This window comes from Pseudomonas sp. ADAK2 TE3594 (genome assembly GCF_053628675.1).
On sequence record NZ_JBRJGV010000001.1, the window covers coordinates 3,065,531 to 3,086,030 of the forward strand.

The window sequence follows — 20,500 nt, forward strand, 5'->3', positions numbered from 1 at the left end:
ACTCCAAATCACTACATCCATAACTTTGAGTTACGAATGAGCCAGACACTGGATTTGTCTTTTTTCTACCTGTTGGCCAACAAGGGAAGCCTGGCAGCGACCGCACGCGAGCTGGGTGTTACGCCGCCGGCGGTGAGCAAACGCTTGAGCGCACTGGAGGCCCGGCTTGGCATACGCCTGGTCAACCGCACCACGCGGTCGATGAGCCTGACCTCGGAAGGTGAGCTGTATTTCTCCCACGCCGCGCGCATCCTGACGCAGATCGATGAGGTTGAGCAGCTGATCAGCAACAGCCGCGCAACCCCCAAGGGTTTGATTCGCGTCAACGCTTCGCTGGGGTTCGGTCGTCGTTACATCGGCCCGGCATTGGCCGCGTTCTTCGCCCTCTACCCTGAGGTGGAAATTCAGCTGGAGATCAGCGACCACCCGCTGGATCTGGCGACTCACGGGTTTGATCTGGGCATCCGTTTCGGCACGCTGCCGGACGCCACTTTTCACGCACGAAAGATTGCCTCCAATCGCCGTTTGTTATGTGCCTCGCCGCTGTACCTGGAAAAGCATGGCGTACCCCTGCGCCTGACGGATTTACAGCAACACAACTGCATCTTCCTGCGGCAAAACGAAACGCCGTACGGCGTGTGGAGTTTTGCCCACGGAGGGCGCACACAAAACATCAAAGTACGCGGCGCCTTAGGCTGCAACGACGGTGAAGTGGCCTTGAATTGGGCGCTGGAAGGCTACGGAATTCTGCTTCGCGCCGAATGGGACATCGCCCGTTACGTGCGCAGTGGCCGCTTGCGCCTGGTCCTGGAGGACCAGACACCGACCCGTGCAGATGTCTACGCCGTGTACCCGCAACAGCTGCACCTGTCGGCACGCGTGCGCTGCCTGATCGACTTCCTGGTCGAGCGCTTCAAGCACATCGATCACCTGGATGAAGCGCAATAGTCTATGCATCGCATTGGACCTGACAGCTCGCCGACGTCTGAGCGTCGTCGAAATGACCGTTATTGATCCGCCGCATAGATGATGGTTTGCGCACTGTCGGATGTAACAAGGCGGCGGGTGAAGTAGGTATCGCCTTCATCTGTCTGGATCTCGTAGTCGACCTTGCTGGCGACACGGCCCGATGCGCCGCAATGCTTGATGATTTTCAGCACCCGCTGAAACTTCACGCTCTGAGTACCGTTCTGGGCAGGGCCAGTGAGTACATTGACCGTTTGAAACCAGCCCTCATTCTTCTTGTTCGACACGAGGGTGCCGGTGAGTGCCTCAAAGCGCTCCAGACGGGTAAAGCCCCAGAGTGTCTGTTCCTCAACCGCTTTGCCTTGGGCTGTGGAGCCAGTGAATACAAACAGATTGATGGCCGGATTGTCTTCGCAAAAGAAGTCATAGGGCACAAGCCCGTCAACCATTTTCTTGCCGGGAACGAAACCCTTTTTATGAACCAGAAACATGACCACCTCCACTCTAAAACACCAGCAAACGCTGAGTAAGTTTGAGCGGGAAGTCTACTGAGACGGGGCGTACAGAGCCGTCAAGCCAATGTAATATCGTGTAAAGATCACGCCCGATGGGGCAAGCTGATTTCCACCATCAACCCACCGGATGGCTCGTTGCGCGCCATGATCGTGCCGCCGTGTATTTCCACAGCCCTTGAAGCAATCGCCAGGCCCAGCCCGAAACCGGCACTGGCCTCGTTCAGGCCGCGCTCGAACGGGTGGAAAATGTCCTGCAGTCGCTCGTTTTCAACACCCGGCCCCCGATCGGTAATCTGCACCGTCAGGTAGTCTGCATCGGGATTGACCTCAGCCACTACAACAACAGCCGTGTTCGGCTTGGTATAGCGCACCGCGTTTCGAATGACGTTCTCGAAACACCGATACAGCAGTTCGCCGCTGACACGACTGACAAAGGCCGGGCTCGCCTGCAGGCTTACCCGACAACCTTTCATTTGCGCCTCGAATTGAGCGTCCTCGACGATCACCGACAGCAACTCGACGATATCGATTGGCTCGCGCTCGATACTCTCGGGCCGACCCTGCATGCGCGCCAGGGTCAACAACGCCTCGATCAGCGTATCCATACGCACCGATTCGCGCTGGATGCGCTCCACCATTTCCTGGCGTGCCGGATCTTGCTGCAACAGCCCGATGGCCGCTTGCATGCGCGTCAACGGTGAGCGCAGTTCGTGAGAGATGTCGTGCAACAGGTGTTGCTGGGCCTCCACCAGCAGTTTCAGCTGGTTGGCCATTCGGTCGCAGTCCTCGGCCAGATCGACGATTTCATCGCGGCGCCCACCCATCATCGGCTTGACCCGGGTTTCGAAGCGCCCCTGGGCCACGTCGCTCATTGCTCGCCGAAGATAGGCCAACGGCCATGCCAGGTAGTACGCCAGATACCCACTGAACAGCGCACTCATCACCGTGCCGATGATCAGCGGAATCGAGCGCCCTGGCCCTCCTCTATCACCTTCTTTGCCAGGGGACTGTGAAGACCTGAGCGACAGCGTGGCACCGTCCTTGCTGATGACCGATCGCTCATAAGCCGGATGCGGAACCGGCGATCCCGCCAGCAGTTGACCTGCACTGTCATACACGCCAATGGTCTGGTCATCCGGATGCTCCCACACCGTCAGCAACTGCCGGCCGGACTCGGCACCAAACTGTCGCAGCAGCTGTTCTTCGCTGGCCAGGATAGCCTCCAGATGAGGGTCTCCCGGCCCGAAACTGCCCAGCACCAGAATGCCCAGCCCGACCAGAAACGTCAGGCTGGTGGCCAGCCAAAACGCCAGGAACAGCTTCCAGAACAGCCGGCTGGGCTTGGTCATTCGGCGATCAACAAGTAACCGAGGCCACGCACGCTCTGAATCCAGGCCTTGGTGTCGGGGCGCGGGCCCAGCTTCTGGCGAATGCTGCTGATGTGCACGTCGATGCGCCGGTCGTAGCGGGTCAACGGACACCCCAAGGCATTGAGCGACAGATCCTGTTTGCTCACCACCTGCCCGGCACAACGGGCCAGCTCTTCGAGCAAGCTGAACTCGGTACTGGTCAACCCCGGGTCGCGCCCCAGCCAGAGGGCCTGGCGCTTGCCGGGCCACAAAACCAGCGGGCCGGTCCTGATCACTTCGGTGGTTGGCTGATCCGCCGGCTGCGTCCGGCGCATGATTGCCCGCAAACGCGCCACCAATTCCCCCGGCGAGCTGGGCTTGGGCACATAGTCATCGGCGCCCAGTTCCAGGCCGGTGATCTTGTCTATGTTGTCGCCTCGGGCGGTCAGCAACACGACCGGCACCTGGCTCGCAGCCCGAATGCGCCTGAGCACCTCGATACCCGACAGCCGCGGCAGCATCACGTCAAGCACCACAATGCTGTAGCGCCCGGAAAGCGCTTGAACCTCGCCCTCCTCGCCCGTGTGCACCGCAGTCGCCTCAAAGCCTTCACGCTCCAGGTATTGGCTGAGCATTCCAGTCAGTTCCTGGTCGTCGTCGACTAGCAATACGGAGATCATGGGGAGCTCTTGAGTGTGTGTCCGCGCATTATCGCCATTGCACTGCGCACCGTCATCGCCCCGGGTCAACCTTTACCTAACTTGACACTTGGTTAACCGCACCAAACGCACCGAGCTTTTATGCTTCACCTCCACCAGCCTGCTCGCTCAGCGGACTCGTCTTGCTGCGAGATATCCGCGCCCGCCTACGCTGCTTGTCGATGTGTTCTGGATAAGATCTTGATGAATTTTTCGCGCCTGCTCTGCTCGGCTGCACTGCTACTCAACGCCACACTTGTGCATGCTCAAGGCTTCAAAATTTCCGATATTCGCATCAACGGCCTTCAGCGGGTTTCCGCTGGGAGTGTGTTCGGTGCCTTGCCGTTGAACGTCGGTGATGACGCGGATGAGCGCCGCTTGGTGGAGTCCACCCGCGCGCTGTTCAAGACCGGTTTCTTTCAGGATATCCAACTGGGGCACGAGGGTAATGTCCTGGTCATCACGGTGGTCGAGCGTCCTTCGATCGCCAGTATCGAGATCGAAGGCAACAAGGCGATCTCCACTGAAGACCTGATGAAGGGCCTCAAACAATCCGGTCTGGCCGAAGGCGAGATCTTCCAGCGCGCCACCCTCGAAGGTGTGCGTAACGAGCTGCAGCGTCAATACGTCGCTCAGGGCCGCTATTCGGCTACCGTCGATACCGAAGTGGCGCCGCAGCCGCGTAACCGTGTGGGCCTGAAGGTCAACATCAACGAAGGCACCGTTGCGGCCATCCAGCACATCAACGTGGTGGGCAATACCGTCTTCACCGAAGAGCAATTGACCGATCAATTCACCCTCAAGACCAGCAACTGGCTGTCGTTCTTCAAGAACGATGACAAGTACGCCCGTGAAAAACTCTCCGGTGACCTGGAGCGTCTGCGTTCCTACTATCTGGATCGCGGCTATATCAATATGGATATCACGTCGACCCAGGTGTCGATCACCCCGGACAAGAAACACGTCTATATCACCGTCAACATCAACGAAGGCGAGAAGTACACCGTTCGTGACGTCAAGCTCAGCGGCGACCTGAAAGTGCCTGAAGACCAGGTCAAGTCCCTGCTGCTGGTTCAGAAAGGCCAGGAGTTCTCGCGCAAGCTGATGACCACCACGTCCGAACTGATCACCCGTCGCTTGGGCAACGAGGGTTACACCTTCGCCAACGTCAACGGCGTGCCGACCCCGCACAATGACGACCACACGGTCGACATCACGTTCGCTGTCGATCCGGGCAAGCGTGCCTACGTGAACCGCATCAACTACTGGGGCAACACCAAGACCGACGACAAAGTACTGCGCCGTGAGATGCGTCAGATGGAAGGTGGCTGGGCTTCGACCTACCTGATCGACCAGTCCAAGACCCGTTTGGAGCGTCTGGGCTTTTTCAAGGAAGTCAACGTCGAAACCCCAGCGGTAGCGGGTGTGGATGATCAGGTAGACGTGAACTACAGCGTTGAAGAGCAGGCGTCCGGCTCGATCACTGCCAGCGTCGGTTTCTCCCAGAGCTCCGGTCTTATCCTCGGCGGTTCGATCACCCAGAACAACTTTCTCGGCACCGGCAACTATGCCAGCCTGGGCCTGACTCGCTCGTCTTACCAAAGCAAGTACAACGTCGGCTTCACCGACCCCTACTTCACGCCGGACGGGGTGAGCCTGGGCTACAACCTGTTCTACAACGCCACTGACTACAACGAATATTACGATGACGACTATTCGTACTATTCCATCAATAGTTATGGTGCCGGAACAACAGTCGGCTACCCGATCAATGAAACCTCACGGCTGAGCTTCGGCGTGACGGTGCAACATGACAGCATCGAACCAGGCACCTACAGCGCCGATGAGATCTATGACTTCATCGAACGTGAAGGCAAAGAATTCAACAACCTCAAGGCTAACCTCGGTTGGTCGGAGTCGACCCTGAACCGCAGCGTACTGGCCACCCGCGGCCATTCGCAAAACCTGAACCTGATGATGACAGTGCCCGGCAGCGACCTGAATTTCTACAAGCTCGACTACACCGGGCAAGCCTTCTTCCCGGTCACCGACGCCACCTCGCTGCGGTTCCATACCAAGCTCGGCTACGGCAACAGCTACGGCTCGACAGACGGCCTGCCGTTCTATGAAAACTACACCGCCGGAGGCGAAGGTTCGGTGCGCGGCTTCGAAAGCGGCACCCTCGGCCCACGCAACACGCCGGCCACTGGCACCTATGCCAGCGCCGGGCAGGCGTATTATTCCGACCGGGACACCGATTCGCTGGGCGGCAACATCCTCATCACCGGCGGCGTTGAATACCTGTTTCCGATGCCCTTCATCAAAGACAACAAATCGGTGCGCACTTCGGTGTTCTGGGACGTTGGCAGCGTCTACTCCAACAAATGCCACCTTAGCACCACCCAGGGTTGCGACGGGGTCGACCTCGACCAGATGGCCAGTTCGGTAGGGGTTGGGGTTACCTGGTATAGCCCGTTGGGGCCATTGAGCGCTAACGTGGCATTCCCGGTGCGCACACCCGAAAATGCTGATACACAGGTGTTTCAGTTTTCCTTGGGGCAGACGTTTTGAGCTGAGCAATGCAGGCATGGGTGAATGCGCCTCAACCCATGCAGTTGCGGTATGGCCGTCGGGGTTCCATGCGCTAGCGGAGATCGCTCGCCAAACGCGGCCTCCCCCATAATTCACCGCCCCCCATCCAATGCAATAAACCCGAATCCTATTTCGCCGTAATCACCGACAGCCTGGTAATCCCCGCCCGCTCGATCGAGGCCATCGCCCGCGCTACTTCGCCATAATTCACCCCGTTGTCCGCCTGCAGCTGCACGCGCACATCGGGGTTTTTCGCCTTGGCCGCCTGCAGGTTGAACTCGAGCAGATCCGCCTGGATCTCGTCCTTGTTGATAAACACCTTACCCTTATCATCGATGCTCACCACCAGCGGGTCTTTCTGTTCCACCGGTGCCACCGACTCGGTCTTCGGCAGGTTGATCGGGATTGCGTTGGTCAGCAGTGGCGCGGTGACGATAAACACCACCAGCAGCACCAGCATCACGTCCACCAGTGGCGTAACGTTGATCTCGCTGAGCACTTCATCGCTGTCTTGTGTGGAGAAGGCCATTTCAGGAGGCCTCCTTGACTTGCTGTCCGGCGACGGTCGCGCCTGATTTGCTCAGGACCGGGTGCAGTAGCACGCGGAACGCGTTTTTTTGCGCCAGGCTGTAGAAGTCGTGGGCGAAGTCGTCGAGGTCGGCGGCGGTCAGCTTCAGGCGACGCAAAAAGTAGTTGTAGACCAGCACCGCGGGCACCGCGACGGCAATCCCGACACCGGTAGCGACGAGTGCGGCACCGATGGGCCCAGCCACGGTTTCCAGACTCGCCGAGCCCGCTGCACTGATGCCTTTCAACGCCGACATGATCCCCCACACAGTGCCGAAAAGACCGATAAAGGGCGAGGTGCTGCCGATACTGGCGAGGATCGCCAGGCCGCTTTCCAGCGAGCGACGTTCCCGCACGATCTGCTGGCGCAGCGCGCGTTCGAGGCGGTCTTGATGGTTGATCGACTGACTGAGATCGGTGTTCTGGTTGTCGCTGACTTGAATCGCCGCATAACCGGCCAGCGCGACGCGGGCTGCCGCGCCGGGTTGGTTGTGGGCAAGTTCGGCTGCCGAGTCGAGGCTGGAGGCCGCCCAAAAGTGTTTATGGAATTTTCGATCCTGCGTCTTGAGCCGGGTGAACTGCACGCCCTTGAGCAAGGCCAGGCCCCAGGTGGCCACGGAAAAGAGGATCAACAGCCAGATGACGGTATGTTCGATGGATTCGAAGGGGGATGCGATCAGGTTCATGGTCAGGCTCTCCAACAAGGCTATGGATCGGTTGTAGCGATGCGCCTTTTGTCAGGTGGCCCGCGGTTCTATCGATGGGGTTGAGTCACTTGATTTTGAAGTCGATGGGCACGCTGACCCAGCCGTCCTGGGCAATATCGCCCTGCTTGGCCGGGACGAAACTCCAGCGCTTGACCGCCGCCAGTGCGGCGTCATCGAGTTGATCTCGGCCACTGCTTTTCTGGATCTGGATTTCACCGGGTTTGCCGCTGGCCAGGACATGCACCCGCAGCAGCACCGTGCCTTCCCAGCCGCGACGCATCGCCAGCGAGGGGTATTCCGGCGCCGGGTTCTTCAGGTAACCGGCGCTGGCCGACGCCGGGGTCACCGGTTTCGGTGCAGGCGGTGCTGGGGGTGCAGGCGTGGCGACCGGTTGTGGCGGCGCGGGCGGCGCCGGTGCTTGCTCTACTGGCTTGGCCACGGGTTTAGGCAGCGGTTTAACCACGGGTTTTGGTTTGGGAATGGGCTTGGGTGGCGGTGGTTTCACAGCCAGCTCATCTTCAACCGGCGGTGGTGGTTCGACCACGGGCAGGGGAATCGGCTCGGGCGGTGGCGGCACCACCACCGGTGGTGCCGGCTGCGAGAACTCGATAGTCATCGGCGGAATTTCCGGTGGCACCACTGGCAATGTCGGCGGCGGTGTCTGGTTGACCCAGACAATCACCGCGCCATGCAGCACCAGCGCGAACACGCCCAGCAAGACCCCTTCACGACGACTCAACACACGCTTGGGCGTGCTGTGCAGCCGCGACAGTGCCAGGGGTTCGCGGAAAACCCGGCCAAGGTCGAGCAGCTCGCCACCGGGTGCCGGGTGCCGAAACACCTCTAGGGCACTTGCAGCGCTCTGGACATTGCCCATTCATTGACTCCTGTAAACATTCAAATTGAACACGCGCCTGGACCCGGACTAACGTGCCGGCTCCGATTGCGTCAATGTCAAAGGCACCAGGGAAAACACTTGATCATCCGTCAGCTTTTGCACATCGACACGATGGGGGAAAATGTTCTTTTCCACGAACAAGTCATCGACTTGCTGTAGCGCCTGAACATCCCGTGGTTCGAGCGGCAACAGCGCTTCGTCACCCCAGCTGCGTAGTCGCTGCGAGACTTCCAGTGGAATATCGTTGACCTTGGCGAACACCCGCGCATATTCGTCGGGGTGTTGCCGGGCCCATTCGAAGGCCTTGGCGAAACGCTGCAACACGTCGCTAAGTGCTTTGCGCTTGAGTGGGTCGGTGAGCACTTCATCGGAAGCCGTGATGAAGGTCAGCCCGGTGTTGATCCCCTCGCCGCTGATCAATACCCGTGCGCCCTGCTGCTCGGCAAATGCCTGATAGATACCGAAGGTGGCCCAGGCTTCGATCTTGCCGGCATTGAATGCGGATAAAGCGTCGGTCGGCAGGACGAACCCGACCTTGACGTCCTGTTCATCAACGCCCGCGTTGGCCAGCGCGCGAATCAACAGGTATTGGGAAATGCTGCCGCGGGCCGAAGACACCACGACATTGTGGCCTTTCAAATCGGCAACGGTGCGGATATCCGAATCGGCTGGAACCAGGATCGCAATGCCCCTTGATTGACTGCGCCGTACCGCGACGATGCGCAGTGGCGTGCCCCCGGTCGCGGCGGCAAGCACCGGGGTGTCACCGGCCGGCCCCAGATCGACGGCACCGGCGCGCAAGGCTTCGAACAAGGGAGCGGCCCCCTGGAAGTTCGCCCATTCAACTTTGTAGTCGATGCCCTCCAACGCATTCGCCGCCTCGACCACGGTGCGCAAGCCCTTGGCTTGATCGCCCAGAATCAGCTTCACACCGGACAAGTCTGACTTGGCAGCGAATGCAGATTGGGGCACGACCGTGTCACCGCAACCGCCGAGCAACAACGCGACGCTGGACAACAACACCAACGCAGATTTCCGAACGAGGATCGGCATAACAGAACATTCCCGTATCAATGAATTGGAAGCTGCGTCAGCCATGGGCAAAACGCCGGACAGTGCTGTTCGTGAGCTGACGTTCAGCCACGGCAACGGTTTCCACTTCAACCCCCAACAAACTCAGCAAGCGCGCGCGGATTTCCTGAAAACCCTCCTGACCGGTGTCTCGAGCTCGCGGCAGATCGATCGACAATTGTTCGGCGATCTTGCCGTTGGCCAGCACGATCACCCGGTCGGCCAGCAGGATGGCTTCGTCCACGTCATGGGTGACCAGCAGCACCGCCGGGTTGTGTTTGCGCCACAACTCGATGATCAGCCGATGCATGCGAATCCGGGTCAGTGCGTCGAGCGCGGCGAAGGGTTCGTCGAGCAGCAACAGCTTGGGCTCGCGCACCAGCCCACGGGCCAGTGCCACGCGTTGCGCTTCGCCACCGGAGAGCGTGGCCGGGTAAGCTTCAAGCCTATGGGCCAGGCCCACTTCCGTCAGCGCCTGCACCGCACGAGCCTTGGCGTCCGGGGTGTGCAGACCGAGAATCACGTTCTTCCAGGCGCGCTTCCACGGCATCAATCGGGGCTCCTGAAATACCGCGGCCCGTGCCTTGGGCACCAGCAGCTGACCGCTGTCGATACTGTCCAGGCCGGCCAGGCTGCGCAGCAAGGTGGTCTTGCCCGAACCGCTGGCCCCGAGCAGCGCGACGAATTCGCCCGGTGCGATGTCCAGGTCCAGGCCATCGATGACCCGTTGCTGGCCGAATTGGCGCACCACATTACGCAGTTGTACCGGTGCTTCCGACTGCAGGTTTTTTGCGGCGATAGTCGACATGTCAGTTCCTCACAAAAGAAGGGCGCCAGGCCAGGGCAAAACGCTCGAGCGTGCGGATCAGTCCGTCGATCAATAAGCCGAGGACGCTGTAAATAAGCAGGCAGATAACAATCACGTCGGTGCGCATAAAGTCCCGCGCATCACTGGCCAGAAAACCGATGCCGGCGGTGGTGTTGATCTGTTCGACGAACACCAGGGCCAGCCAGGAAATCCCCAGCGAGTAACGCAAGCCAACAAAGAATGAGGGCAATGACCCCGGCAGGATCACATGCCAGATCAACTCGCGACGATTCAGGCCCAGGGTGTTGGCGGCCTCGATCAATTTGGGGTCGATGTTGCGAATCCCGGCGAACAGGTTCAGGTACACCGGGAAGGTCGTACCGGTGACGATCAGCGCGATCTTGGTGAACTCGCCGATGCCGAACCAGAGGATGAACAACGGCACCAGTGCCAGGGAAGGAATGGTGCGCAACATCTGCATCGGCGAATCGAGGATTACCTCACCGCGCTTGGACAAACCGGTGATCAGTGCCGCGACGACGCCGACGCTGACGCCGATACTCAGGCCCAGTAGCGCGCGCTGCAGCGACACCAGCAAATGCTTGCCCAGCTCCCCGGAGACGATCATCGCCCAGAGGGTGCCGCCGATTTGCGAGGGTGCGGCGATGATCCGTTGTGGGATCAGGCCGAGCTGCGACGCCAGTTCCCACAAGAGCAGCAACGCAATCGGACTGAGCAAGCGCAGAAAGACTTCGGGAGTTCGCCAGTTGTGTAGCCAGCCGGGGATCAGCTTCGACGCACCCTGGTTTTCAATAGCCTTGCTGACGGAAAACGAGCTACTCGTGCTCTGCGTATCGAAGGTCTTTTCGGTCATCAGGCTTCCTTCCTCATCAAGAATATGGCTTCGGATTCATGCTATTCGCATAAAAAACGCCAGTGAAATTCTTTTTGGGAATAACCTAATATGATTAAAAATCAGATAGAAAATAATCCAGATAAATTATTTGCATAATTAAACCCTGCAACGCACGTCCTGTGGCGGATGCATTCCTGACGCCGATTAAAATGCGTATTGCTGATATCTGCAATTTTGCATGATTCATTTAATTAATAATTAACTTAGAACAAAACGGCATTTCACAGCCCTGCCCCGCGGCGCCTACTTTCGACGTCACAGACCGACCCCCTGCCCGGTGGAGGCTTGAATCACGCCTATCCAAAGACAAGGAACCCAGCATGAGCATCGAATTTATCGGTTACATCGGTGGCCACCAATCCTCGGAAACCCAGCCGCGCAGCGGCCCGGTGTTGCAGCCCGAATATGTGGAGACCGTCGCCCGCGCCCATGAGGAAGCCGGCTTCGACCGCGCCCTGGTGGCGTTCCACTCCAACAGTCCGGACAGCACGCTGATTGCCTCCCATGCCGCCAGTGTGACGAAAAAGCTGAAGTTCCTGATTGCCCATCGACCGGGATTCGCCGCCCCTACCCTGGCCGCACGACAGTTCACCACCCTCGACGTGTTCAATGGTGGGCGCACTGCCGTGCATATCATCACCGGCGGCGATGATCGCGAATTACGCGCCGATGGAAGCTACATCGGCAAAGACGAGCGCTACGCCCGTACCGATGAATACCTCGACGTGCTACGCCAGGAATGGACCCACGAAAAGCCCTTCGACTATCAGGGCAAGTACTACCAGGTCGAGGGTGCGCACTCGCAAGTGAAGTCGCCACAACAGCCACACATACCGCTGTATTTTGGTGGCTCATCGGCGGCGGCCATCGCGGTGGCGGGCAAGCATGCGGACGTTTACGCACTGTGGGGCGAAACCTATGAACAGGTGCACGAAGTGGTGAATCAGGTGCGCGCCGAGGCGGCCAAACATGGGCGCAGCATTCGCTTCAGCCTGTCGTTGCGACCGATTCTGGCCGACACCGAAGCGCAAGCCTGGGAACGTGCCGAACGCATCCTGCAACAAGCCACAGCATTGGCCGAACAGAACGGTTTTGTTCGTCGCGAACCACCGAACGAAGGCTCCCGGCGCTTGCTGGCGGCCGCAGCCCAGGGCTCGCGTCTGGATAAGCGCCTGTGGACCGGGATCGCCGGCCTGCTCGGCGCACAAGGCAATTCGACCTCGCTGGTCGGCACCCCGGAACAAGTGGCCGAAGCCCTGCTCGACTACTACGACCTGGGCATCACCACGTTCCTGATCCGCGGCTTTGACCCACTTGATGACGCCATCGATTATGGCAAACGCCTGATCCCGCTGACCCGTCAACTGGTGGCCGAACGTGAACGGCAAGCGGCGGAAAAAGTCGCGTAAAGCACTGAGCATGTAGGGTGTTCGCAAGGATTGTGTTCACCACCAATCCCTGTAGGAGCAAAGCTTGCTCGCGAAGACGGTCTGTCAGTCAACATCTCTGTTGAATGTGCCGCCGTCTTCGCGAGCAAGCTTTGCTCCTACATATTGATCGGCAGTGATCACAAGTTTGGTGTCTGACACATCACCTCTGTGTTCACCTGGGATATCTGGCTCAGTTCTTGTAATCGGTATCACTGCGCTCCAACTGCCGAATCAGCGCATCCCAGTGCCGCGCAACACCCGGCCCGTCACCACTTTTGAATACCTCGGCCTGCTTCTCGACCTTGGCCACCACTTCGGCCGGCGGGAAGATCAAGTCGGCATTGCCACCGGCCTGCGCCGCGATCTGAATGTTGCAGGCACGTTCCAGGCCGTGCAGTTGCTGGAAGGCGTGTTCAACGCTGACACCGGCGGTCAGCAGCCCGTGGTTGCGCAGGATCAGCACGCTTTTGTCCCCCAGGTCCGCTACCAGTCGTTCACGCTCGTCCAGGTCCAGGGCGATGCCTTCGTAACCGTGATAGGCCACCCGCCCGGAAAAACCGATGGAATGCTGCGAGATCGGCAACAGCCCATCGCGTTGCGCCGATACCGCGATGCCGTCGCGGGTGTGGGTATGCAGGACCGCTTGCAGGTCGGGACGCGCGCCGTGAATGGCGCTGTGGATCACATACCCGGCGTAGTTGATGCCCAGGCCGGTCGGGTCGTCGACGATAGTGCCGTCGATGTCGACCTTGACCAGGTTGGACGCAGTAATTTCATCGAACAACAACCCGAAGGCATTGATCAGGAAATGTTCCTCAGGCCCCGGCACCCGCGCGGAAAAGTGCGTGTAGATGTGGTCAGTCCACTTGAACAACGCCGCCAACCGATAGGCTGCGGCCAGTTTGACCCGCACTTCCCATTCTTCGGGAGTGACGCGTTGGCGAACATTTTTCGAGACGCTGGATAACGGGCTGACGCTGCTCATGGCTAAACTTCCTGGATGGCCTTAAGGATTTCCAGCCAGCCTAGGGGATGTCAAAAAATAATAAAAAGCACATTTTAATCTAAGCTAATTATTATTTTTTTTTATTATAAACCGCCCTCCACGCTGATCACGCCGCGCTTTTGATCTTCTGCAACGATCCAGCGACCAGTTTGCCAAAGGCATCGACCGGCCCTTGCAGGTTGCCGAGAAAGTGCGGGTAAATCAGCCACAGGTCCATCAGCGGTTTGAAATCCTTGAGCGGCATCACCGCCAACTGATCGAAATGCGCACTGCGCTCCAGCAACGGACGCGGTACCAGGCCGAGCCCCATCCCGTCGGCGACCAGGCCCAACTGCAACTCGGTACCGAAGGTTTCCAGATTGACCCTCAGAGCCAGCCCCTGGTCAGACAAGGTTCGTTGCAACCCGGCGCGAAAACCGCAGCCGTCAGGGTTGAGAATCCAGCCACTCTGGTAAACGTCGGCGAGTTTGCACGCACGCTTGGACACTTGCGCCTTGGCGCAGACCACCACCAGCTCCATCTTGCCGATGGACTCACCGACGATGTTGTCCGGGAAAATCTTGCCCGCCGGGAACAGCGCCGCCGCAGCATCCAGTTCACCGCGCTCGATCTTGCCGACCAGTTGACTGCCCCACCCTGTTGCCACCTGCGCGCGCAATTCGGGGTATTCGACGCGCAGGTGCTTGAGGGCATCGAGCAGCACCACATCGCCTATGGTTTGCGGAACGCCCAGGCGCAACAGCCCGGTGGGCGGCGCGTCGGTGGCCACCAGTTCGCGCAATGCGTCCATTTCCCGCAGGATCAAACGGCACTGTTCGTACACCCGCGTGCCGATCAACGTGGGCTTGAGCGGCTTGGTGTTGCGGTCGAAAAGCTCCACGCCCAATGCTTGCTCGAAGTTCTGCACACGCCGGGTAATGGCCGGTTGGGTCAACTGCAACGACTCGGCCGCATGGCTGATGGACTGGCAACGAATCACTTCGACGAAGGCATCGATATCATCAATTTTCATTTGGCCCGCACATAGAGAACAGTCAATAAAATGTCTGAAAAGCATAGTTCTATTGCCTGAATCTGGATAGCCCGGAGCGCTCCCCTGCCCCTATCGATAACGTCTAACGCTATTCAATCGAGTTCTTAATTCCTTTCAGCTATAACCTAATTATTAAAAAATAGCATATTAAGCACAATCATTATGCTTAGATAATCACAACAACCTTCGAAACGAACGATGGAATCGCCATGACCCAGGCCCGACACCCAGAGAGACTCAGAGCATTCATAGGCGCCCTGGCTGAACTGATCGACAGCCACCCGCGCGAGGGTGACCTGTTGCATCGCGGTGGCAAGTTGCTCAGCCAACTGGTCAGCCACGACGACTGGCTGCCGGAAGACTTTGCCCGCCCTGATCCGCAGCATTATCAACAATACCTGTTGCATGCCGATTCACGGCAGCGCTTCAGCGTCGTCAGTTTTGTCTGGGGGCCGGGGCAACGCACGCCAATCCACGATCATCGGGTCTGGGGCCTGATCGGCATGTTGCGCGGTGCCGAATATTCCCAAGGTTTCGCCCGCCACACCGATGGCACGCTGGTGGCCGAGGGCAACCGGATTCAGCTGCAACCCGGTCAGGTCGAAGCGGTGTCGCCCAAGATTGGCGACATTCATCAAGTCAGCAATGCCTTTGATGATCAGGTGTCCATCAGCATCCATGTCTATGGCGCCAACATCGGCGCCGTGCGCCGCGCGGTGTATCAGCCCGACGGCAGCGAAAAACTGTTTATCTCCGGTTATTCCAACGCCTTTCTCCCCAACATCTGGGATCTGTCCAAAGAGAGCCAAGCCTTATGAGTACAAGCCCTGTAAAAAAAGAGCTGATCCGCTCCTTCGCCGAGATTCGAAAGGCACTGTTGAACAAAGAAGAACTGGCCCTCGTCGATGTGCGTGAAGAAGCGCCCTTCGCTGAGGCGCACCCGTTGTTCGCCGCCAACATTCCACTGTCCAGGCTTGAGCTGGAGGTGTACTCGCGGATCCCGCGGCTGGATACCCCGGTGACCATCTACGACAACGGCGAAGGTCTCGCACAGATCGCCGCTCAGAGCTTGCAAGAGCTCGGCTACATCAATGTCGGCTTGCTGGAGGGTGGCCTGGACGGTTGGCGCCGCGCCGGTGGCGAGCTGTTTATCGACGTCAACGTGCCGAGCAAAGCCTTTGGCGAACTGGTGGAGAGCCAGCGTCACACGCCATCCCTGGCGGCGGAAGAAGTGCAGGCACTGCTCGACAGCGAAGCCGATGTGGTGGTGCTCGACGCCCGGCGTTTCGATGAATACCAGACCATGAGCATTCCCACCGGGATCAGCGTACCCGGGGCCGAATTGGTCTTGCGCGCTCGGGAACTGGCGCCGGACCCGGCAACGCGGATCATCGTCAACTGCGCCGGTCGCACCCGCAGCATCATCGGCACTCAGTCGTTGATCAATTCCGGTATCGCCAACCCGGTTTCAGCCTTGCGCAACGGCACCATCGGCTGGACCCTGGCCGGTCAAAAACTACAACACGGCCAGTCACGCCGGTTCGCGCCGACCAGCGAAGAACACCGACACATCGCCGCCCAGGATGCCCGTCGCGTCGCCGACAAAGCGCTGGTCGGTCGCGCAACCCTGGCCGACTTGCAAGGCTGGCAACAAGAAGCAACCCGCAGCACCTATCTGTTCGACGTCCGCACCCCGGAGGAATTTGAAACCGGCCACCTGCCCTCGTCCCGCTCGACACCGGGCGGCCAACTGGTGCAGGAAACCGATCACTTTGCCAGCGTGCGCGGCGCGCGCCTGGTGCTGGTCGATGACGATGGCGTGAGGGCCAACATGTCGGCGTCCTGGCTTTCGCAATTGGGGTGGGAGGTGCATGTGCTGGATGACGTGCAGCCTGCGCATTTCAGCGAAAAAGGTGCCTGGCAGGCGCCGGTCCCCACGCCGCGGCAAGCCGAGGAAATCAGCCCCGAAACCCTGGCCGAATGGCTGACCCATGGCGACAGTGTGGTGCTGGATTTCACCAGCAGCGCCAACTACGTCAAACGCCATATCCCCGGTGCATGGTGGGCACTGCGCGGGCAATTGCGCGAAGCCCTGGCCAACGTACCGGCCGCACAACGCTACGTGCTGACCTGTGGCAGCAGCCAATTGGCACGGCTGGCTGTCGCTGATGTCGAGGCCCTGACCGGCAAGCCGGTGTTCCTGCTCAAGGGCGGCACGGCCAGCTGGATCGCTGCGCAACTGCCACTGCAAGACGGTGAAACTCATCTGGCTTCATCGCGCATTGATCGCTATCGCCGCCCCTATGAAGGCACCGACAGTCCTCGCGAAGCAATGCAAGCCTATCTGGACTGGGAATATGGATTGGTGGCGCAACTGGCCCGCGACGCCACCCATGGCTTTTTTGTGATCTGAGCCCTTAAGGCTTCTGCACCGTATACCGGGCAGCGCCGTTTGATACGCCCAACGTTGAATTCAGCCCGACCCCTTTCTCCAGGCGGAGGTGACAAGAAGCATCAAGACCCGCCTGGAGCATGCAATTATGAGTTTCACCCAGCCGTTCAAACATCTGCTGATCGCCACCGCCCTCACCTTTGGCGCCGTCACTAACGCCGCCGACCTGCAACCGCTGTTGGTGGCCAATCAAAAGTCCACGATCAAGGTACTGCTGGAGGTTTCCGGTGAACTGAAAAATGTGCCCTACCGGATCCAGTTCTCCGAGTTCCCCGCCGCCGCGCCGTTAGGTGAAGCGTTGAACGCTGGAGCGGTGGACATCGGCGCCCTGGGCGATGCGCCTTATGTGTTCGCCCTCGGCGCCGGTGCGCCGCTCAAAGTGGTCAGCATCATTCATGCCGAGGGGCGCAATACCACTGCCATTCTTGTGCCCAAGGATTCACCGATCAAGGATGTCTCAGGCCTCAAGGGCAAGCGCATCGTCACCACGCGCGGCTCGATCGGGCACTACCTGGCCATCAAGGCCCTGCGCGACGCCGGCCTGAGTACCCAGGATGTGCAGTTCGTTTTCCTGCTGCCCAGCGAGTCAAGACTGGTGCTGGATAACGGCACCGCGGATGCCTGGTCCACGTGGGATCCCTACACCACCGTCGTCACCTCTCAGAGTCAGGCCAGGATCCTGGTCAGCGGCAGCAACCTGCTGAGCAATCACCTTTATCTCGCAGCCACCGACCAGGCCATCGTCGACAAGCGCCAGCAACTGGACGACTTCGTCGCCCGGGTCGACCGGGCCTATCGCTGGAGCAACGAGCACCCCAATGAGTACGCCGCCGCCCAGGCCAAAATCACCGGCCTGCCCCTGGCGGTGCATGTGGCCGTGGCCAAGGCGACCCACATGCAACCGGTGGTGATTGACGACGCGGTCGTCAGCGGCTTGCAGGCCACCGCCGACATCTATCAGGAAGAAGGCTTGCTGACCCGACACATCGACGTCTCCCAAGGCTTCGACAAGAGCTTCAACACCAAACGTCCCCCACTTACCCAGGCTTCGCGCTAAAGGAGTAGAACCATGAGCAAACAACGCCAACTCAAACTCGGGGCGATGGTCCATGGCGTCGGCCATGGTTGGGGCGAATGGCGCCACCCGCAAGCCCTGCCCAATGCCAGCGTGAATTTCGGTTTCTATCAGCAGCAAACGCAATTGGCTGAAGCGGCGAAGTTCGACTTCGTGTTTATCGCCGACAGCCTGCACATCCATGAGAAGTCGAGCCCGCACTACCTCAATCGCTTCGAGCCGCTGACCATCCTCTCGGCGCTGGCCGCGACCACTCGCCACATCGGTCTGGTGGCAACCGTCACCGTCAGCTACACCGAACCGTTCCAGGTGGCGCGCCAGTTTGCGTCCCTGGACCACATCAGCGGCGGTCGTGCCGGCTGGAACGTGGTGACCTCCTGGCTCAGCGGCACCGCCGATAATTTCGGCAAGGCCGAGCACCCGCCCCATGCGGTGCGCTACCGCATCGCCAAGGAGCATGTGTATGTGGTCAAGGGGTTGTGGGATTCCTGGGAGGACGACGCCTTCGCCTACAACAAGCAAAGCGGCGAGTTTTTCACCCCCGGCAAACTGCATGCGCTGGAGCACAAAGGTGAATTTTTCTCGGTGAAAGGCCCGCTCAACATCGCCCGCTCCCGGCAAGGTCAGCCGGTGATTTTCCAGGCCGGCACCTCTGAGGACGGACGTAATTTCGCCGCGGCGAATTCCGATGCGATTTTCGTCAGCCCCGAGGGGTTCGACGAAGCACGCGCCTATTATCAGGACCTGAAAAAGCGCGCCAGTGGCTTCGGCCGGGATGCACAAAAGCTGTCGATCCTGCCGGGCATCCGTCCGATCGTTGGCCGCGATGAAGCAGAAGTTGAAAGCCGCTATCAGCAAGCGGTGGAACTGGTGAGTATTGAGGATGCGATTGTCGCCCTCGGCAGGCCGTTCAATGACCATGATTTCAGCCAATACCCATTGGATGCGCCATTCCCCGAGCTGGGTGACTTAGGCTCCAATAGCCAGAAAGGCGGTTCGGACCGGATCAAACAACTGGCCAAAGACGAAGGCCTGACCTTGCGCGAAGTGGCCCTGCGTTTCTCCCGGCCACGGCGGGATTTCGTCGGCACACCCGAGCAGGTTGCCGATGCCATTCAAATTTGGTTCGAAGAAGGCGCATCTGACGGTTTCATCATTAATTCGGTGCTGCCGGACGGTCTGCAATATTTCACCGAGCTCGTGGTGCCGGTGCTGCAACAGCGCGGTCTGTTTCGCGATGAATACAGCGGCACGACCCTGCGCGACAACCTTGGGCTTGAGGCACCCGCCAACCGTTACACAACCGCCCAGGTTCACCAGAAGAGCGAGGCACTGGCATGAGCGAATCCTTTAATCGCCTGCCAGGGCAGTTCAATCGTCGCGGCTTCCTGACGGCCAGTTCGATTGCCCTCGGGGCGCTGGGGCTGTCCTCGATGGGATTGGCTTCGCGTGCGTTCGCGCAAAACACCTCGCTTTCGGAACTGACCCTGGGCGTCGCCACTTATCGCGGCCAGGAGTCGTATTTCACCGAAGACGCCGGCACCGCTAACCGCCCTTACAAAGTCGATTACGCGGAATTTGCCGGCGGCAACCTGATCGTCGAAGCGCTGGCCTCGGGCAGCCTGGACATTGGTTCCATGAGTGAGATCCCACCGATCTTCTCTATCCAGAGCCATCGCCAACCGCGACTCATCGCAGTGATACAAGGCGACGTGAACAACCAGGTGTTCCTGATTCCCAAGGACTCGAAACTCGAATCGGTCGGGCAGTTGCGCGGCAAACGGGTCGGGTACGTGCGCTCGACCACCTCGCATTACTTTCTGATCAAGGCACTGAAAGAACAGGGCCTGACGATGAACGACATCACGGCGGTAGCACTCACGCCGCAGGATGGTTTCAGTGCTTTCCAGAGCGGTCAGCTCGATGCCTGGGTGATTTATGGGGTGTTTATCCAGTTGGCGAAATTCCGCAGTGGCGCCCGGGTGTTGAAAACAGCTGAGGGTTATTTGTCCGGCAACTACTTGATGGCCGCGCGCCCCGCAGCCCTCGAAGACCCGCTGCGCAAACAAGCGATTCAGGACTACTTGCAGCGCACGGCGCGCACGCTGGAATGGATCAATAACAACCCCGAACCCTGGGCCGCCAAATCCGCGCAGCTACTGGGCGTCGACAAAGCGGTGTTTCTCGACATGTACAACAGCCGCAGCCAGCCGTGGAAAGTCATCGAGGTGGACGACCAGGCGATAGCCTCGCAACAGGAGGTCGCGGATTTGTTCTTCGCTGCGGGTGTGTTGAGCGAACGGCTGGATGTCAGTCCGTTGTGGGACCGGCAGTTCAAGTTGTTGCCGATATGAGCCCTAAAGTCGCCCCCTCGCCACAGTTGGTTACGGTGGCCCCCAACCATTGCTGCTCACACT

General features: G+C 59.5%; 19 protein-coding genes. 8 read left to right on the plus strand and 11 right to left on the minus strand.

All coding sequences use genetic code 11. The features are described 5' to 3' along the window. The first annotated feature begins 36 nt into the window (after positions 1-36). Positions 37-948, plus strand: coding sequence for a LysR family transcriptional regulator (locus tag AB7M22_RS13745; protein ID WP_454186707.1), 912 nt, complete (start codon positions 37-39; stop codon positions 946-948). Between the two features lie 59 nt (positions 949-1,007). Here AB7M22_RS13745 and AB7M22_RS13750 read toward each other — a convergent pair whose 3' ends face one another. From AB7M22_RS13750 to AB7M22_RS13760, 3 genes are all read right to left on the minus strand, one after another. Further along, a complete protein-coding gene (locus AB7M22_RS13750; RefSeq protein ID WP_454186708.1) occupies positions 1,008-1,457 on the minus strand; it encodes a hypothetical protein in 450 nt (149 codons plus the stop codon). 107 nt (positions 1,458-1,564) lie between these two features. Next, complete coding sequence (locus AB7M22_RS13755; RefSeq protein ID WP_454186709.1) at positions 1,565-2,830, minus strand: ATP-binding protein; 1,266 nt, start codon at positions 2,828-2,830, stop codon at positions 1,565-1,567. Beyond that, entirely contained in the window at positions 2,827-3,510 is a 684-nt protein-coding gene (locus AB7M22_RS13760; RefSeq protein WP_454186710.1) for a response regulator, read from the minus strand. The genes AB7M22_RS13755 and AB7M22_RS13760 overlap by 4 nt, the downstream gene beginning before the upstream one ends. Before the next feature lie 222 nt (positions 3,511-3,732). Here AB7M22_RS13760 and bamA point away from each other — a divergent pair, with 222 nt between their 5' ends. After that, positions 3,733-6,099 carry an outer membrane protein assembly factor BamA gene (gene bamA, locus AB7M22_RS13765; protein WP_454186711.1) on the plus strand — a complete coding sequence of 789 codons (2,367 nt, stop codon included), beginning with the start codon at positions 3,733-3,735 and terminating at the stop codon, positions 6,097-6,099. 148 nt (positions 6,100-6,247) lie between these two features. Here bamA and AB7M22_RS13770 read toward each other — a convergent pair whose 3' ends face one another. From AB7M22_RS13770 to AB7M22_RS13795, 6 genes are all read right to left on the minus strand, one after another. Continuing rightward, entirely contained in the window at positions 6,248-6,649 is a 402-nt protein-coding gene (locus AB7M22_RS13770) for an ExbD/TolR family protein (protein WP_007896211.1), read from the minus strand. Position 6,650: 1 nt separating this feature from the next. Next, positions 6,651-7,373 carry a MotA/TolQ/ExbB proton channel family protein gene (locus tag AB7M22_RS13775; protein ID WP_008006104.1) on the minus strand — a complete coding sequence of 241 codons (723 nt, stop codon included), beginning with the start codon at positions 7,371-7,373 and terminating at the stop codon, positions 6,651-6,653. 85 nt (positions 7,374-7,458) lie between these two features. Further along, positions 7,459-8,271 carry an energy transducer TonB gene (locus tag AB7M22_RS13780; RefSeq protein WP_454186712.1) on the minus strand — a complete coding sequence of 271 codons (813 nt, stop codon included), beginning with the start codon at positions 8,269-8,271 and terminating at the stop codon, positions 7,459-7,461. Between the two features lie 48 nt (positions 8,272-8,319). Next, a complete protein-coding gene (locus tag AB7M22_RS13785) occupies positions 8,320-9,345 on the minus strand; it encodes an ABC transporter substrate-binding protein (protein WP_454186713.1) in 1,026 nt (341 codons plus the stop codon). Between the two features lie 37 nt (positions 9,346-9,382). After that, positions 9,383-10,171 carry an ABC transporter ATP-binding protein gene (locus AB7M22_RS13790; protein ID WP_454186714.1) on the minus strand — a complete coding sequence of 263 codons (789 nt, stop codon included), beginning with the start codon at positions 10,169-10,171 and terminating at the stop codon, positions 9,383-9,385. Position 10,172: 1 nt separating this feature from the next. Continuing rightward, positions 10,173-11,045: an ABC transporter permease gene (locus AB7M22_RS13795; RefSeq protein WP_454186715.1), complete on the minus strand. Its 873-nt coding sequence runs from the start codon at positions 11,043-11,045 to the stop codon at positions 10,173-10,175. Positions 11,046-11,407: 362 nt separating this feature from the next. On the opposite strand from AB7M22_RS13795, the gene AB7M22_RS13800 reads away from it, so the two are divergent. Continuing rightward, positions 11,408-12,496 carry an LLM class flavin-dependent oxidoreductase gene (locus AB7M22_RS13800; protein WP_454186716.1) on the plus strand — a complete coding sequence of 363 codons (1,089 nt, stop codon included), beginning with the start codon at positions 11,408-11,410 and terminating at the stop codon, positions 12,494-12,496. A gap of 211 nt (positions 12,497-12,707) precedes the next feature. Here AB7M22_RS13800 and AB7M22_RS13805 read toward each other — a convergent pair whose 3' ends face one another. After that, positions 12,708-13,502 (minus strand): class II aldolase/adducin family protein, encoded by a 795-nt coding sequence (locus AB7M22_RS13805; protein ID WP_454186717.1) that lies wholly within the window; start codon positions 13,500-13,502, stop codon positions 12,708-12,710. Positions 13,503-13,629: 127 nt separating this feature from the next. Next, complete coding sequence (locus AB7M22_RS13810; protein ID WP_454186718.1) at positions 13,630-14,535, minus strand: LysR family transcriptional regulator; 906 nt, start codon at positions 14,533-14,535, stop codon at positions 13,630-13,632. Between the two features lie 230 nt (positions 14,536-14,765). Between AB7M22_RS13810 and AB7M22_RS13815 the strand changes: the two genes are divergently transcribed. The 5 genes from AB7M22_RS13815 (at position 14,766) to AB7M22_RS13835 (ending at position 20,437) form a co-directional block, all read left to right on the plus strand. After that, positions 14,766-15,374, plus strand: a complete 609-nt coding sequence (locus AB7M22_RS13815; RefSeq protein ID WP_454186719.1) for a cysteine dioxygenase — start codon at positions 14,766-14,768, stop codon at positions 15,372-15,374. Further along, positions 15,371-16,969 (plus strand): rhodanese homology domain-containing protein, encoded by a 1,599-nt coding sequence (locus tag AB7M22_RS13820; protein ID WP_454186720.1) that lies wholly within the window; start codon positions 15,371-15,373, stop codon positions 16,967-16,969. Before AB7M22_RS13815 ends, AB7M22_RS13820 begins: the two co-directional genes overlap by 4 nt. 127 nt (positions 16,970-17,096) lie before the next feature. Then, positions 17,097-18,065, plus strand: coding sequence for an ABC transporter substrate-binding protein (locus tag AB7M22_RS13825; RefSeq protein ID WP_454186721.1), 969 nt, complete (start codon positions 17,097-17,099; stop codon positions 18,063-18,065). A gap of 12 nt (positions 18,066-18,077) precedes the next feature. Beyond that, positions 18,078-19,424 carry an LLM class flavin-dependent oxidoreductase gene (locus AB7M22_RS13830; protein ID WP_454186722.1) on the plus strand — a complete coding sequence of 449 codons (1,347 nt, stop codon included), beginning with the start codon at positions 18,078-18,080 and terminating at the stop codon, positions 19,422-19,424. Continuing rightward, a complete protein-coding gene (locus tag AB7M22_RS13835; protein WP_454186723.1) occupies positions 19,421-20,437 on the plus strand; it encodes an ABC transporter substrate-binding protein in 1,017 nt (338 codons plus the stop codon). Before AB7M22_RS13830 ends, AB7M22_RS13835 begins: the two co-directional genes overlap by 4 nt. Positions 20,438-20,500 lie beyond the last annotated feature (63 nt).

What these genes read in the sequence shown, in the direction of transcription:
- AB7M22_RS13790 (WP_454186714.1), bottom strand. Translation starts at nt 10,171, where the DNA reads ATGTCGACTATCGCCGCAAAAAACCTGCAGTCGGAAGCACCGGTACAA.
- AB7M22_RS13750 (WP_454186708.1), bottom strand. Translation starts at nt 1,457, where the DNA reads ATGTTTCTGGTTCATAAAAAGGGTTTCGTTCCCGGCAAGAAAATGGTT.
- AB7M22_RS13795 (WP_454186715.1), bottom strand. Translation starts at nt 11,045, where the DNA reads ATGACCGAAAAGACCTTCGATACGCAGAGCACGAGTAGCTCGTTTTCC.
- AB7M22_RS13785 (WP_454186713.1), bottom strand. Translation starts at nt 9,345, where the DNA reads ATGCCGATCCTCGTTCGGAAATCTGCGTTGGTGTTGTTGTCCAGCGTC.
- AB7M22_RS13815 (WP_454186719.1), top strand. Translation starts at nt 14,766, where the DNA reads ATGACCCAGGCCCGACACCCAGAGAGACTCAGAGCATTCATAGGCGCC.
- AB7M22_RS13820 (WP_454186720.1), top strand. Translation starts at nt 15,371, where the DNA reads ATGAGTACAAGCCCTGTAAAAAAAGAGCTGATCCGCTCCTTCGCCGAG.
- AB7M22_RS13825 (WP_454186721.1), top strand. Translation starts at nt 17,097, where the DNA reads ATGAGTTTCACCCAGCCGTTCAAACATCTGCTGATCGCCACCGCCCTC.
- AB7M22_RS13770 (WP_007896211.1), bottom strand. Translation starts at nt 6,649, where the DNA reads ATGGCCTTCTCCACACAAGACAGCGATGAAGTGCTCAGCGAGATCAAC.
- AB7M22_RS13755 (WP_454186709.1), bottom strand. Translation starts at nt 2,830, where the DNA reads ATGACCAAGCCCAGCCGGCTGTTCTGGAAGCTGTTCCTGGCGTTTTGG.
- bamA (WP_454186711.1), top strand. Translation starts at nt 3,733, where the DNA reads ATGAATTTTTCGCGCCTGCTCTGCTCGGCTGCACTGCTACTCAACGCC.
- AB7M22_RS13800 (WP_454186716.1), top strand. Translation starts at nt 11,408, where the DNA reads ATGAGCATCGAATTTATCGGTTACATCGGTGGCCACCAATCCTCGGAA.
- AB7M22_RS13775 (WP_008006104.1), bottom strand. Translation starts at nt 7,373, where the DNA reads ATGAACCTGATCGCATCCCCCTTCGAATCCATCGAACATACCGTCATC.
- AB7M22_RS13780 (WP_454186712.1), bottom strand. Translation starts at nt 8,271, where the DNA reads ATGGGCAATGTCCAGAGCGCTGCAAGTGCCCTAGAGGTGTTTCGGCAC.
- AB7M22_RS13835 (WP_454186723.1), top strand. Translation starts at nt 19,421, where the DNA reads ATGAGCGAATCCTTTAATCGCCTGCCAGGGCAGTTCAATCGTCGCGGC.
- AB7M22_RS13830 (WP_454186722.1), top strand. Translation starts at nt 18,078, where the DNA reads ATGAGCAAACAACGCCAACTCAAACTCGGGGCGATGGTCCATGGCGTC.
- AB7M22_RS13805 (WP_454186717.1), bottom strand. Translation starts at nt 13,502, where the DNA reads ATGAGCAGCGTCAGCCCGTTATCCAGCGTCTCGAAAAATGTTCGCCAA.
- AB7M22_RS13745 (WP_454186707.1), top strand. Translation starts at nt 37, where the DNA reads ATGAGCCAGACACTGGATTTGTCTTTTTTCTACCTGTTGGCCAACAAG.
- AB7M22_RS13810 (WP_454186718.1), bottom strand. Translation starts at nt 14,535, where the DNA reads ATGAAAATTGATGATATCGATGCCTTCGTCGAAGTGATTCGTTGCCAG.
- AB7M22_RS13760 (WP_454186710.1), bottom strand. Translation starts at nt 3,510, where the DNA reads ATGATCTCCGTATTGCTAGTCGACGACGACCAGGAACTGACTGGAATG.